At 51.0% G+C, this 13,343-nt stretch carries 15 protein-coding genes; 13 read left to right on the top strand and 2 right to left on the bottom strand.

Annotated features, from left to right (window positions below; translation table 11 throughout):
- Positions 1 to 66 precede the first annotated feature (66 nt).
- From era to IPG31_04860, 6 genes are read left to right on the top strand one after another with little or no spacing between them, the layout of a single operon-like run.
- Positions 67 to 957 carry a GTPase Era gene (era, locus tag IPG31_04885; protein ID MBK6617722.1) on the top strand — a complete coding sequence of 297 codons (891 nt, stop codon included), beginning with the start codon at positions 67 to 69 and terminating at the stop codon, positions 955 to 957.
- A gap of 59 nt (positions 958 to 1,016) precedes the next feature.
- The gene (gene pdxJ, locus IPG31_04880) at positions 1,017 to 1,742 is read left to right on the top strand and encodes a pyridoxine 5'-phosphate synthase (protein MBK6617721.1); all 726 of its coding nucleotides are present in this window, start codon (positions 1,017 to 1,019) and stop codon (positions 1,740 to 1,742) included.
- Positions 1,739 to 2,116, top strand: coding sequence for a holo-ACP synthase (locus tag IPG31_04875; GenBank protein MBK6617720.1), 378 nt, complete (start codon positions 1,739 to 1,741; stop codon positions 2,114 to 2,116). Before pdxJ ends, IPG31_04875 begins: the two co-directional genes overlap by 4 nt.
- Before the next feature lie 2 nt (positions 2,117 to 2,118).
- Positions 2,119 to 3,150, top strand: a complete 1,032-nt coding sequence (gene nagZ / locus IPG31_04870; GenBank protein ID MBK6617719.1) for a beta-N-acetylhexosaminidase — start codon at positions 2,119 to 2,121, stop codon at positions 3,148 to 3,150.
- A gap of 11 nt (positions 3,151 to 3,161) precedes the next feature.
- Positions 3,162 to 4,622 (top strand): dihydrolipoyl dehydrogenase, encoded by a 1,461-nt coding sequence (lpdA, locus tag IPG31_04865; GenBank protein ID MBK6617718.1) that lies wholly within the window; start codon positions 3,162 to 3,164, stop codon positions 4,620 to 4,622.
- Positions 4,623 to 4,650: 28 nt separating this feature from the next.
- On the top strand, positions 4,651 to 5,061 hold the full coding sequence (locus tag IPG31_04860; protein MBK6617717.1) for a hypothetical protein: 411 nt from the start codon (positions 4,651 to 4,653) through the stop codon (positions 5,059 to 5,061).
- A 10-nt stretch (positions 5,062 to 5,071) separates the two neighbouring features.
- Here the strand turns inward: IPG31_04860 and ampD are convergent, their stop codons facing one another.
- Positions 5,072 to 5,665 carry a 1,6-anhydro-N-acetylmuramyl-L-alanine amidase AmpD gene (gene ampD / locus IPG31_04855; protein ID MBK6617716.1) on the bottom strand — a complete coding sequence of 198 codons (594 nt, stop codon included), beginning with the start codon at positions 5,663 to 5,665 and terminating at the stop codon, positions 5,072 to 5,074.
- A 55-nt stretch (positions 5,666 to 5,720) separates the two neighbouring features.
- Between ampD and IPG31_04850 the strand changes: the two genes are divergently transcribed.
- Positions 5,721 to 6,359, top strand: a complete 639-nt coding sequence (locus tag IPG31_04850; GenBank protein ID MBK6617715.1) for a dTMP kinase — start codon at positions 5,721 to 5,723, stop codon at positions 6,357 to 6,359.
- Positions 6,356 to 7,399 (top strand): DNA polymerase III subunit delta', encoded by a 1,044-nt coding sequence (gene holB, locus IPG31_04845; protein ID MBK6617714.1) that lies wholly within the window; start codon positions 6,356 to 6,358, stop codon positions 7,397 to 7,399. The genes IPG31_04850 and holB overlap by 4 nt, the downstream gene beginning before the upstream one ends.
- A 24-nt stretch (positions 7,400 to 7,423) precedes the next feature.
- Here the strand turns inward: holB and IPG31_04840 are convergent, their stop codons facing one another.
- Positions 7,424 to 7,918 (bottom strand): hypothetical protein, encoded by a 495-nt coding sequence (locus IPG31_04840; protein MBK6617713.1) that lies wholly within the window; start codon positions 7,916 to 7,918, stop codon positions 7,424 to 7,426.
- A 102-nt stretch (positions 7,919 to 8,020) separates the two neighbouring features.
- Between IPG31_04840 and IPG31_04835 the strand changes: the two genes are divergently transcribed.
- The 5 genes from IPG31_04835 to IPG31_04815 all read left to right on the top strand — a co-directional run bounded on the left by IPG31_04835 (position 8,021) and on the right by IPG31_04815 (position 13,334).
- Positions 8,021 to 10,729, top strand: a complete 2,709-nt coding sequence (locus IPG31_04835) for a PD-(D/E)XK nuclease family protein (protein ID MBK6617712.1) — start codon at positions 8,021 to 8,023, stop codon at positions 10,727 to 10,729.
- A complete protein-coding gene (locus IPG31_04830; protein ID MBK6617711.1) occupies positions 10,713 to 10,922 on the top strand; it encodes a hypothetical protein in 210 nt (69 codons plus the stop codon). The genes IPG31_04835 and IPG31_04830 overlap by 17 nt, the downstream gene beginning before the upstream one ends.
- Positions 10,923 to 10,980: 58 nt before the next feature.
- Positions 10,981 to 11,640, top strand: a complete 660-nt coding sequence (locus IPG31_04825; GenBank protein MBK6617710.1) for a DUF1007 family protein — start codon at positions 10,981 to 10,983, stop codon at positions 11,638 to 11,640.
- A 13-nt stretch (positions 11,641 to 11,653) separates the two neighbouring features.
- Entirely contained in the window at positions 11,654 to 12,595 is a 942-nt protein-coding gene (locus tag IPG31_04820; GenBank protein ID MBK6617709.1) for a nickel/cobalt transporter, read from the top strand.
- Between the two features lie 91 nt (positions 12,596 to 12,686).
- The gene (locus IPG31_04815; GenBank protein ID MBK6617708.1) at positions 12,687 to 13,334 is read left to right on the top strand and encodes an OmpA family protein; all 648 of its coding nucleotides are present in this window, start codon (positions 12,687 to 12,689) and stop codon (positions 13,332 to 13,334) included.
- Positions 13,335 to 13,343 lie beyond the last annotated feature (9 nt).

Genomic DNA, 13,343 nt, shown 5'->3' with positions numbered 1-13,343 from the left:
ATCCTATGATGTTTTATCCACCTTCTCTGGCGTCTCTTATTTTGTTTCCTTGGGGTCTCTATCGCCATGAATACGGCTGAATTTAAAACCGGTTATATCTCCATTGTGGGGCGCCCCAATGTGGGTAAGTCGACATTACTGAATCATCTGATTAAGCAAAAAATCAGTATCACCTCCAGAAAGCCGCAGACTACCCGCCATCGCATTCACGGGATTTTGACGGATACGCAATCACAATTTATTTTTGTTGATACTCCGGGTTTTCAGATGCGTTATCGTAATGAACTCAATCAGGCGATGAACCGGGTGGTCATGCAAACCTTGCATGGTGTTGATGTCATCATATTCGTTATCGAAGCAGGTAAATTTGATCGGCAGGATGAAGTGGTCCTTGAGCGCCTGCCAACCGACCGGCCGGTCGTGCTGGTCATCAATAAAATTGATTTGCTGGTGGATAAGCAACAACTGCTTCCCTTTCTGCAAGAAATGGCAGGCAGGTTTCATTTTGCAGAGATGATTCCAGTGAGCGCGCTACAAAATGAGTCGCTTCCTGTATTGATAGAAGCCATCCGTAATTATTTGCCGATCAGCCCGCCGATGTTTGGTGCGGATGATATAACGGATCGCAGCGAGCGTTTTCTGGCTGCTGAGTTATTGCGTGAAAAAATTTTCCGTCAGATTGGGCAGGAAATTCCCTATTCTGTCAGTGTTAACATTGAACAATTTACAGTTGAAGGAAATTTACGGCGTATTCATGCCTGTATTCTGGTAGACCGCCCCAATCAGAAAGCCATCATTATTGGTAAGCAGGGGAAAAAAATGAAAGAGATGGCAACCCAGGCGCGCAAGGATATGGAGGCGTTATTTGGTGGCAAGGTATATCTGGAAGTCTGGGTCAAGGTGAAGACTGGCTGGGCTGAGGATGGCAATATGCTGAAGAATTTGGGTTACGAATGACAAGAGCAGTAAAACAGGGGCTATAAAGACCAGCCACTTCAGGAGGACAAATCACCATCATGATTACGTTGGGCGTCAATATTGATCATATCGCCACCGTGCGTCAGGCACGCGGCACCATTTATCCTGACCCGGTGGAAGCAGCCTTGATCGCTGAGACAGCTGGCGCGGATGCCATTACGTTGCATTTGCGTGAAGATCGTCGCCATATTCAGGATAGAGATGTCGAAATACTACGGGAGCGTTTGACTACCCGTATGAATCTTGAAAGCGCGGTGACTCGAGAAATGATCGATTTCGCCTGCCGCATCAAGCCGCAGGATGTCTGTCTGGTTCCCGAGCGGCGCGAGGAGCTGACTACCGAGGGCGGATTGGATGTCGTGCGTCATTTTGATTCGATCAAGGCAGCCTGCGACCGATTGGCGCAGACTGGCACACGTGTTTCGTTATTTATCGATGCGCAGCCCCAGCAGATCGATGCGGCTGTCCAGGCGGGAGCACCGGCAGTCGAACTTCATACCGGCCGTTTTGCCGATGCCGGAAGCAGTGCTGAACAGCAGGCCGAACTGGAAGCTATCAAGGCAATGGTCAAGTATGGTCTCGAACGTGGTCTGCAAGTCAATGCCGGACATGGATTGCACTATCAGAATACCGAACCCATAGCCAGGCTCAATGGTATTTCCGAGCTTAATATCGGACACGCTATTGTGGCGCGTGCGCTTTTTGTCGGCTTTGCCCAGGCGGTGCGCGAAATGAAAGCGCTGATCGGTCAGGCAAGCGCATGATCTACGGTATTGGCACCGATCTGGTCGACCCTGTTCGTATTGCCCATTCGCTGGAGCGCCACGGAGAGGCGTTTGCCAGGCGGGTGCTGGCCGAGGCTGAATGGCCGGATTTTCTGAATCATGCCAACCCCGCAGTGTTTGTCGCCAAACGTTTTGCCGCCAAGGAAGCTTTTGCCAAGGCAGCAGGCACCGGGCTGCGCGCGCCGGTTAGTTTCAGTAATATCACGGTACTGCACGACCCACACGGAAAACCGTATTTTCAGTTTGGCGAGGCATTGACGGAATGGGTTAGTCACGAGGGAATTATTGCGCACCACCTGTCGATCACTGACGAATTAACTATGGCAAGCGCTTTCGTTATTCTGGAAAAATAGACATGTCGAGAGGTGTCATCATGCTCGATGTGGCGGGTACAAGTCTGTCGGCAGAGGACCGGGAAAGATTGCTGCATCCCCTGACAGGTGGAATCATCCTGTTTTCCCGTAATTTTGTATCACCTGAGCAACTTTGTCAGCTAACGGCAGAAATTCGTGCATTGCGAGAGCCGCCCCTGCTGATTGCTGTTGATCAGGAAGGGGGCCGGGTGCAACGTTTCCAGAGTGGATTCACGCGCTTGCCTGCTATGCGTAGATTAGGTGAGTGCTGGAACGATAATCCGCAACATGCTCGTCGGCTGGCCTGGCAAGTGGGTTATGTGCTGGCAGCAGAATTAAAGGCGTGTGGGGTTGATATCAGCTTCACACCCGTGCTGGATCTCGATTATGGTCTGGGTTGCGTCATCGGGGACCGATCCCCGCATCGTAATCCGCAGGCCGTAGCGGAACTTGCGCACGAGCTGATGCTGGGTATGCGCCAGGCAGGTATGGTGGCGGTCGGCAAGCATTTTCCCGGGCATGGTGCGATTGCAGCAGATACACATGTGGAAATTGCAGTCGATACCCGTGATTTTGTTGATATTCAGATAGAGGATCTGCTGCCATTTCAGCGCATGATTGATTTTGGACTAGGTGGCATCATGGCGGCGCATGTTATTTATTCTGCGGTAGATCACTATCCCGCCGGGTTCTCCCGCAAATGGCAGCAGGAGATATTGCGGCATGAGCTTGGCTTTGAAGGCTGTCTGTTCAGTGATGATCTGAGCATGCGTGCAACCGGCAGTTATGGGGATATGCTGGCGCGCGCCAGCCTGGCGTTGCGGGCAGGCTGTGACATGGTATTGGTATGCAACGATACTGTGGCGTCAGACCAGTTGCTGGATGGTTTGTCATGGGAAGTTTCCTCGATCAGTATGGCAAGACTGGCACGGATGCGTGGCCACCGGGAAGGTCATTCCCTGAAGCAACTGCGGGATATTCCGCAATTTGCCAATGCAGTTGATGCTATCAATAGACTTGGTCAACACTATTAGGATAAACAGATATGGATAAAATTTTTGATGTGGCGGTGATTGGTGCAGGCCCGGGGGGTTATGTAGCAGCCATCCGCTGTGCGCAATTGGGACTGGATACCGTTTGTATTGATGATTGGAAAAATGAGCAGCAAAAGCCTAGCCTGGGTGGCACCTGTCTCAATGTGGGTTGTATTCCGTCCAAAGCACTGCTGGAATCCTCCGAGAATCTGGAACGGGCTAACCACAAGTTTGCCGAACATGGCATCAAGATAGAAGGTATTACCGTTGATGTCCCCGCGATGATTGCGCGCAAGGATAAAATCGTCAAAGCATTTACCAGCGGCATCGGCATGCTGTTCAAGAAGAATAAGGTCACTAGCGTGCATGGCCGTGGCATGTTGCGGAAACGTCCGCAAGACGCGAATGTGTGGGAAATCGAAGTGACGGATGAGCAGGATGCAAAAACTCTCCGAGCGAGGCACGTTATCATCGCAACGGGTTCATCGCCGCGTTCGCTGGAAATGGCACCAGTGGATAATATCAATATTTTCGATAACGCCGGTGCGCTCGCGCTGCAGACCGCACCCAAACAGCTCGCCATTATCGGTGCGGGTGTGATTGGTCTTGAGCTGGGCAGCGTGTGGCGTAGACTGGGTGCGGAAGTCACTCTGCTTGAGGTGCAGTCAGACTTTCTGCCGGCGGCGGATGAGCAGATTGCCAAGGAAGCTTTTAAGGTATTAACTCGTGGCACCGGATTGAATATCCAAATCGGATTGCAGATTCAATCGGTCAAGTCCCTGAAAAACCGGGTGGAGATTGAGTATCTTGATCAGGCAGGTAGTCGCCAGAAATTGTCCGTGGACAAACTGATTGTTGCCGTAGGTCGGGTGGCGAATACTACTGGGCTGGGTGCAGATGCAGCAGGTCTGAAACTGGATGCCGGTGGCCGGATCGAGGTCGATGTTTTTTGTCAGACGAATCTGCCGGATGTGTATGCGGTCGGAGATGTCGTCAGAGGTCCGATGCTCGCCCACAAGGCTTCTGAAGAAGGCGTAGCGGTGGCAGAGCGGATTGCGGCAAAACGAGATGGATCGACCAGTTCGATTGGGGAAGTCGACTTTGATACGATACCGTGGGTGATTTATACCAGTCCGGAAATTGCCTGGGTCGGTAAAACCGAGCAGGCACTCAAGGCGGCAGGAATTGCCTATAAATCGGGGCAGTTTCCGTTTATGGCTAATGGCCGCGCTCGCGCACTCGGAGAAACAGCTGGTCTGGTGAAAGTGCTGGCAGATGCCCATACTGACCGGATTCTGGGCGTGCATATGATTGGTCCGTATGTCTCGGAGATGATTGCCGAGGCGGTGACTGCCATAGCGTTTTCTGCCTGCAGTGAGGATCTGGCGCGTATCGTACACGCGCATCCATCATTATCTGAAGTGCTGCATGAATCTGCATTGGCTGTGGACAAGCGTGCGATTCATATCTGATTCCAGGATAAAGATTCTTGGAGGAAACATGAAATTAATATTGATTGGCTTATTGTTATTGTCGCTGCCGTTATCTGCGGCCAACGATGTGCAGAAACAGAGGCAGGAGGTCGAAGCCGCGTTATCAATGCTGCAGCAGGAACAGCAGAATCTGTTTCAGCAGTTTCAGATGTTGCAGGAACTGCGCCGGCAGGAGCTGTTGCAGGAAAATAGTATCATCATGCAGCAGAGCCAACCCATTGTGGGAAATGCGATGCTTAACTATGATGAAGTCCAAAAGCGCGAACAGGAGCGCCTGGTTCGTATCAAGGATTATTCGGCGCGACTGAACGAAATTCATGAGCGCTATCAGGAAATCGACCGGGAGCGGCAGGTGATGATCAACGAGCTGACTGCTTTGAGGCAAGGCAAATCTCCTGACCGGGAAGAAATGGATTGAATACCCAGGTTTAGCGTGAATGGATGATGATAGCGTTCTGCTCGGTCAAATCACACGCTATTTGTTGGGTAAGGAGCGCCTGCCGATAGCCCTGCCAGTCAAAATGGGGGCCGGGGTCGGTTTTACGTTGTGGTGCAATCGTGGCGTGTCCGGCAATATCGCGGATAGGATAGGTGATAAGCAGGCTTGCAGTCAATTTGACCAGTTGTGAGTATTGATCAGGTGTAAACGGCTGGTTATCACTGCCTTCCAGTTCGATGCCAATTGAAAAATCATTGCAGCAGGCGCGCGCCTGCCAGCAGGAGACTCCCGCATGCCAGGCGCGTAGCAGACAGGGGACGAGTTGAATGATCTTACCACTGCGCCGAATGAAAAAATGTGCCGAGACCCTTACCCCTTTTAGCGATTGGTAATAGGGATGAGCGGCAGGATCAAGCCGATTGGTAAAGAACTCGATCACACCATCGCCGCCAAATTCTTCCGGTGGCAGGCTGATATGGTGAATCACCAGCAGGCTGATATCGGTGTCGTCCGGGCGCGCGTCGCAATTGGGAGAAGGTATGTGTGTTGCCTCTACCAGTAACCCTACCGTGTTAATGTGCATATGGGGTTGACAATATTGTTATGTTAATCAGGTGGATATTCTAATTGAGCCAGATATGGTACAGCCAGGAAAATTTATTACCTTCGAAGGCATTGATGGTGCGGGGAAAAGCAGCCACCTTGAGTGGCTGGCGCAATTCCTGAGAGGCAAAGGGCTGGCAATAGTGGTAACCCGTGAGCCAGGCGGAACGGTATTGGGAGAAAGACTGCGAGAACTGCTGCTCGACCAGCGCCAGACGATGCATGCTGAAACCGAAACCTTATTGATGTTTGCCGCGCGGCGCGAGCATCTCGATAAAGTTATTTTTCCCGCATTGGCGCGCGGTGACTGGGTAGTCTCTGATCGCTACATGGATGCCAGTTTTGCTTATCAGGGCGCAGGACGGGGCGTGTCGCTGCAAAAACTTGTTTTGCTCGAGGATTGGGTGCAGGGCGGGGTTGCGCCTGATCTGACGTTATATTTTGATCTGCCGGCAGAAATGGGTAAAGCGCGTGTGCAGTCGATTAAAACTTATGATCGTTTTGAGCGCGAATCAGATGAGTTTTTTGATCGTGTCCGACAGGGTTATCTGCAACGAGCACGGCAGTTTTCACAGCGTATCCGCGTGATTGATGCAAGCTTTCCAATCGAACAGGTCAGGCAGAATCTGATGGAGCTGATCGAGATTTTTTGCCGGCAACAAAGTGGACAATGATGCAGACCGCTATCTATCCCTGGCAGCGCATGTTATGGCAGCAGGTCAGGCAAAATAGCGCTCGTCCGCATCACGCCTTGCTGCTAACAGGGCGTGCCGGGATCGGAAAGTTTGCCTGGGCGCGCAGCCTGGCCAAGGCCATGTTATGCGAACAGGTAAATGCGGATGCTGCCGCGTGTGGAATCTGCACCAGTTGTTGCTGGTTTGAACAGAATCAGCATCCTAATTTTCGTCTGTTAACAGCAGAAGCGTTATCCGAGGCAGTGGATCATGCTGACAAAGGCAAGACGAGTGGTGTGCAAGAGGGCGGTGGAGACGCCAGATCAAAAAAGAAACCCAGTCAGCAGATTACGATTGCTCAAATTCGTGAACTGGATGACTTTGTCTATCTTAGCGCCCACCAGAATCGAGACAGGCTGGTGCTGATTCATCCTGCGGAAGCGATGAATCACGCAGCTGCCAATGCGTTACTAAAAAAACTGGAAGAACCACCACCCCATGTCGTGTTCATTCTGGTGGCGCACGATGCTTCGTCATTACTGGCGACTATTCGCAGCCGTTGTCAGCAGATTCCCATGCCGCTGCCAGACCGGCAGGTTGCGCAGGACTGGCTACGGCAGCAGAAGGTGGATCATGTGGAAGTCCGTTTGGCTATGTCGGGTTTTGCACCCCTGCTAGCCTTGCAGTTTGATGAACCCTGGTTTGTGCGGTACCAGATATTCATCCGGCGTCTCAGCGTACTGAAGAGCCTGGATGTGGTTGGTGTGGCAGAAGAGATGCAGCAGTTTGAATTACTATGTATCGTGGACTGGTTGCAAAAATGGTGCTTTGATTTGATGAGTTGTCGCGCGACGGGTAAGGTTCGTTACTATCTGCAGGAGGAAGCGGTAATCCGGGAAATTGCGGCGAAAATCGATCCTGAGGTACTTGCATTTCTGTGGCGCGACCTGATTACCTCACGGCGATGGGCGCGCCATCCACTTAATCCCAGATTGTTTATCGAATCGCTGCTATATCGCTATCTGGATTCAATAGCATAACAAGTCAGCCGCTTCGATAGGGAATCACCAATCCATACATTCACTTCTGTCATGATCAACGGTACAGGACCACTGGGTGCGATGAATGCCTGCCTTGCGGTTCATGAGGAAATCGGCTTTCTGCCGTTGCAGCTGCTCACCGGTAGGAATACTTTTTTCCGGGATGAAGCGTTCTTCTATCCAGAAACGAATGCGGCAGAATTCCTCTTCCTTGCCACATATCCGGGTAATTGCATTGCTGTAAATGGTTTTATCCATTTGTCTTTTAGGCTCGACCAAAACCATATGTATAAATTTGCCGGTATTGCCCATTTCTACTTTTCGGGCTAGTCGCCAGCCAATACCGCTTATTGGTGCATCATTGCCACCCGCTGTTTCAGTGGCTGCGGCTGCTTCAGTTTCAGTGTGTGACGAAACTTCCTCAGTAGTATGTTGTACCTCTACCTCCTCGGATAAGGCCAGTCCTGCCCAGGAAATGGCTGTAGCAAAGAGCAGGCTATTTAATATACTTTTACTCATTCACTCTCCTAAATAACTATAATTTTTTGAAATATATCGATTTTCTGAATCACAATGGGAATTGCCCTTTGAAGGACGAATACTCACTGGAACTCAATTGAAATGTACTATTCAACCACCACCGCTTTTGTATGCAAGCCGCAGCAAACCGACATGGCCGATATTATCCGTAGATTAGGTCGCGATGCAACCATTTTGACCGGTAATCAGCGTCTCGCACGGGTACTTCGGCACCGCTATGATCAGTCTATGATCGAAGCAGGCCGTGAGGTATGGCCAGGGGCGGATATTCTTCCGTGGAGCGCCTGGTTGCAGCGGTTATGGCAGGAGGCCATGGTGGTCAATAATATAGCTTCAGATTTGTTTTTGCTGGATGCGTTTCAAGAGCGGCAGGTCTGGCAGCAAATATTGCGAACAATGGGCCAGTCACTGCCGTGGCAGACTGATGAGCTAACTGTCACGCACATCATGGCGGCTGCACAAGATCTGCGTGCATGGAAATTTTCATGGGATGCGGCGACATTTGCGCATAACGAAGATAGCCGTTTTTTCTGGAAAGTTTTAATGGCTTTTGAGCGTAGCTGTGAAAAAAATGGCTGGGTGACGGCTGCAAGATTACCGAATCTGTTGCTGCCAGCTTTGCAGGCAGGTGAAGTGGCTCTACCGGGTGAGCTGGCTTTGATCGGGTTTGATGAGCTGACACCACAGCAAGTGGAGTTGCTGCAGGGTTTGGCGAAAATGGGGCGTGTGCCGGAGTGGCTGCAGTTTTTGCCGGAATCGGCGCACGTTGGCAAGCTGGCCTGTATTGATAGTCGTGATGAATTGCAATCGGCGGCGCAATGGATTCGCCAGCGGCTGGAAGAAAATGCCGATGCGCAAATCGGTCTGGTAGTACCGGAATTAAGCGCACAGCGTGCGCTGGCGTGCCGCATGCTGGATGACGTGCTTTGCCCGACTGCGCTGCGGCCGGGTGACCATGAGTTAACGCGTCCTTATAATCTGTCGCTCGGTTTGCCGCTGATTCAATATCCGCCGATCCATGCTGCTTTTGAGTTGCTGGCATTACACCTATCTGTTGCTGTGATAACCCATGTCGGCCGCCTTCTGCGTTCACCCTTCCTGGCTGGCTGGGAGGAAGAGAGTAGTGCGCGCGCCCTGCTGGATGCACATCTGCGAGAAACCGGGGAGTGGAATGTGTTGCTGCAATTGGTGATGGATGATGGCAGCCGGGCTGAACAGCCCTATCATTGCCCGGTGTTTGTCCAGTGCCTGAAACAGCTGCTGGAATTAACCAGGGTGCGGCCGGAGATAGCTAAACCGGGTGAGTGGGGACGGCAATTCAGCCGGTGGCTGACTGCAGTTGGCTGGCCGGGTGATCGATCCCTGACCAGTACGGAATTTCAGGTAATACAAACCTGGCAGGCTTTGTTGCAGCAATTTGTATCGCTTGATTGGGTGGCGCAACCCATGACGCTGCCTTCCGCGCTGAGTCGATTGAAAGAAATGGCTGCCAGCACTGTGTTCCAACCCGAATCTCCCGTAGCCTCCATTCAGGTACTCGGCCTGCTTGAAACCAATGGATTGCAGTTCGATTATTTATGGGTCATGGGAGTGCATGATGGCGTATTGCCCGCACCGCCCCAGCCGAATCCGTTTATTCCTCTGCTGCTGCAGCGCCAGATGGAGTTACCCAGATCGACTGCCGAACGTGAATTGCAGGTAGCAAAAAGAATATTACAGCGGCTGATGAGGAGTGCGCCAGAGATCGTGGTCAGTTATCCGCAACGTCATCAGGATGAGTTGCTGATTCCCAGTCCGTTGATCGCAGCGTTTCCATCTCTGAACAAAGAAGTCTTGCCTGCCGTCAACTACTCAACCTGGCAGCAAATAATTTATCAACACAGCCAGTTGGAGTGGCTGACGAAAGACCCCGCCCCGCCGCTAGAGGATGATTCCATTCCAGGTGGTAGTCGGGCATTCAAACTTCAGGCGGCCTGTCCGTTTCTTGCCTTTGCTGAGCTGCGGCTGGCAGCGCGACCACTAGGTAGTGTGCAACTCGGTCTGAGTATGCCGATGCGCGGTAATCTGCTGCATCGTCTAATGGAGAAAATCTGGTCATCGCTTGAATCGCACGAATGCCTGATAACCATGTCGGCGGAGATATTGGAGAAATTAATCGCCACAAAAGTGAATGAGACACTGGAAGAAATGCTTCCTCGTTATCAGCAAAGCTTGGGCCGCCATTTACAGATGCTCGAATTTTCACGGTTATCCTCCTTAGTACGGGCCTGGCTGGATTTTGAAAAACAACGTGCGCCCTTTCAGGTGACAGCAAGGGAACAATCTGCAGAACTGGTGCTAAGTGGACGACAAGTACGGGTCAGGATAGATCGCATAGACACACTTGAACAGGGTGGAAAGTTGCTGATTGACTATAAAACCGGCTCATGTCAAGTCGATGGCTGGTTTGGCGAACGCCCTGATGAGCCACAATTGCCGCTATACAGCCTGCTCTTTCAGCGGGAGCTTGCTGGACTTGCCTTTGCGCAGATCAAAAATAGTGACATGGCGTTAAAAGGAGTATCTGACGATGAGGGCTACGCGCCGGGTATTCATCCGTTCACAGAATGGTCACAGACGCGTACTGCTGCCGATTGGCAAGCTGTGATCATCAATTGGCAGCAAACGCTGGAAAAACTGGCGGCAGATTTCATTGCTGGCCAGGCAGAAGTCGATCCCAGGCAATACCCGCAAACCTGCACTTATTGCGCATTGCGGCCACTATGTCGAATCGATGAGCACTTGGAGTGATGGGTGCCGGTTGGAAATAGCCTGCCATTATTTGTACCAGACGCATTTGATTTTAAGCGGCATCATGCTGTGTTATTGTGTTGTTTACACTTCAATCCTGAAATTACCCTGTTTTTGTCATGGTGGCATCATGGTGCGCATGAACCTGGCCAGTGAAACCGGGTCAATCTGGCTTGCGGGTATTTTTTATTGATCCGTTACGTAAAAATAATTAACGGCGACTGCAGACAGCCCATTTCAAGGGAGTTCACTTGATCTTCAAAAAATTGACAGGTTGCTTATTTGGCCTGTTCATCGTGATATCGGCTTGCGGTGCACACCCTCATAATTGGGTGATCGCGCGTAGTGAATTCAAGTTGAATGACCGGGGCCAATTGATATCTATCGACCAGGTATGGCGGTTTGATTTTTTTTATTCGGCGATCCTGGTTGCTGAGTTAGCGAATGACTGGCAGCAGCCGTTGCCCAAGGCACTTGAGCTGGAGGCGCGTCGTATGGTGACGAATCTGAAGTCCTATGGCTATTTCTCGGTACTTTCTATTGGTGAGCGCAGTATGGCTTTGCCAGCTCCAGATCGTTACCGGTTGCAAGTTGTCAAGGATGGAGATCAGGAATTCCTTGAACTGAGTATGCATTTTCAGCTTAATCCCTATTTGTTATTGACGAGTAACGAGCTGATCTGGTCGGTCTTTGATCCTACTTATTACATTGCCTATAGTCATGAGAATGTAAGTAATATTGAAATTCAGCATAGTGCCGGATGGCAATGCAGCAAGCAGATCAAACTACCTGATGTTACCGAAGAGCTGATTGCCTACGCCTTTTCGCTGGACCGGACACGGCGAGATACGGAGGGTCTGGGACAGGCATTTGCCGAAAAAATCGTGATCAGATGTGAGCCGTCATCGTAAAACCATGTCTCCGATGATTGCAAATAAAAACTTATGGTTGGTGGTAGTACTCTGTTTGGGTGTATTGCTTACCGTTTTCCTGATTCCCTGGGCAACGCTACTGGCAACCGTGGCCATGCTGCAAAAGCAGTTACATATTCTGTTGACGGAGCATGTTTCGCAAGTGGAAAACTCGCCTTGGCAATATGGTTCCGGATTGATTCTCATCAGTTTTCTTTATGGTATTTTTCATGCGGTAGGACCCGGGCATGGCAAGGCGATTATCATCAGTTATCTGGGAACGCAGAATCAGGAGCAGATGTCGCATGGCATCAGGCTCTCTTTCCTGGCAGCACTTCTGCAGGCGGTCGTCGCAATTGTACTGGTGACGGTTACAGCGCAACTGCTCGATCTGTCTATGGGTAGTGCGAGAAAGTATGGTCATTATCTTGAGCTTGCCAGTTATATTCTGGTTGTTTCATTGGGTGGGCTGATTTGTCTGCGTGCTATACGAAAATTGCATGCACTGCGTTTATCGAATTCCAGGCATTTGCATCAGCATGTGGTGTCTGGTAGTCACCATGCGTGTAAATGCCAACATCACTATGTACCTGAGACGACAGACGATAACAGGCAGCGAGGGCTGGTCGTGCTGTCGATGGGATTGCGGCCCTGTACGGGTGCAGTGTTGGTATTGATGTATGCTTATGTCGTTGATGTCTATGTTTTCGGAGTGATGGCTACGCTTGTAATGGGTGTGGGCACAGGGATCGCAGTTGCATTGCTCGCGATGGCGACGGTTTACTGCAGAACGAGGTTGCTAAAGTGGGTGACGCTACAGGATGATAAAGAACATTTGCTGGTTCGGTTTTTGTTCGCGGGATTGATGCTGACAGGAGGAATTTTATTGTTGCTGCTGGGGGTGTCATTGCTGATGGTGACGGATATCGTGCCGGTCAGTCATCCGTTGTTATGATCTGCAGATACTTTGCGTGCCTCAATTGCAAGGATTTAAAGAGTTCTGTTATAGTGTTTTTTCATATACAACAATAAAGAAGAGGTGTGCCATGAATACAGGAAAAATAGCCATTGCGGTTGTGGCGGCATTATTCATCAGCAGCTGTGCGGATATGTCAGCAACACAACGCGGTGCTGGCGGAGGTGCGTTGCTTGGCGCGGCAACCGGCGCAGCAATCGGCGCGATTGCTGGCGGAGGTAAAGGTGCGGCCATTGGTGCGGGTGCGGGTGCTGCCGTGGGAGCAGGTGCCGGTTATATGTGGTCACAGCGCATGGAAGAGCAGAGAAGGCAGATGGAAGCCGCTACGGCGGGTACCGGGGTATCCGTGACGCAGACAGCGGATAACCGTTTGATGTTGAATATTCCGAGTGATATTTCTTTTGATACCGGCAGTGCGCGCATCAAATCAGGATTCTTCCCGATACTTGACAGTTTTGCAGCCAGCCTGCAAAACAATCCAGGCACGCAGGTGACGATCGTTGGTCATACCGACGATACCGGTAGCGATACGATTAATAATCCTCTTTCAGTCAATCGTGCAGCCAGTACGCGTGATTATCTGGCCGGCAAAGGTGTGCCTTACCAACGTATCCAGATTGATGGACGTGGTTCTTATGAACCGGAAGTGCCTAATGATTCTCCGGCCAATCGTGCCAGAAATCGGCGTGTCGAGATTTATGTCACCGAGTCGCGTTAAATTTTTCTA

This window comes from Nitrosomonas sp., assembly GCA_016703745.1.
Classification (GTDB): Bacteria; Pseudomonadota; Gammaproteobacteria; order Burkholderiales; family Nitrosomonadaceae; genus Nitrosomonas.
Note: the sequence above shows the minus strand (reverse complement) of the source record. Positions and strands in the feature narration are given on the sequence as shown.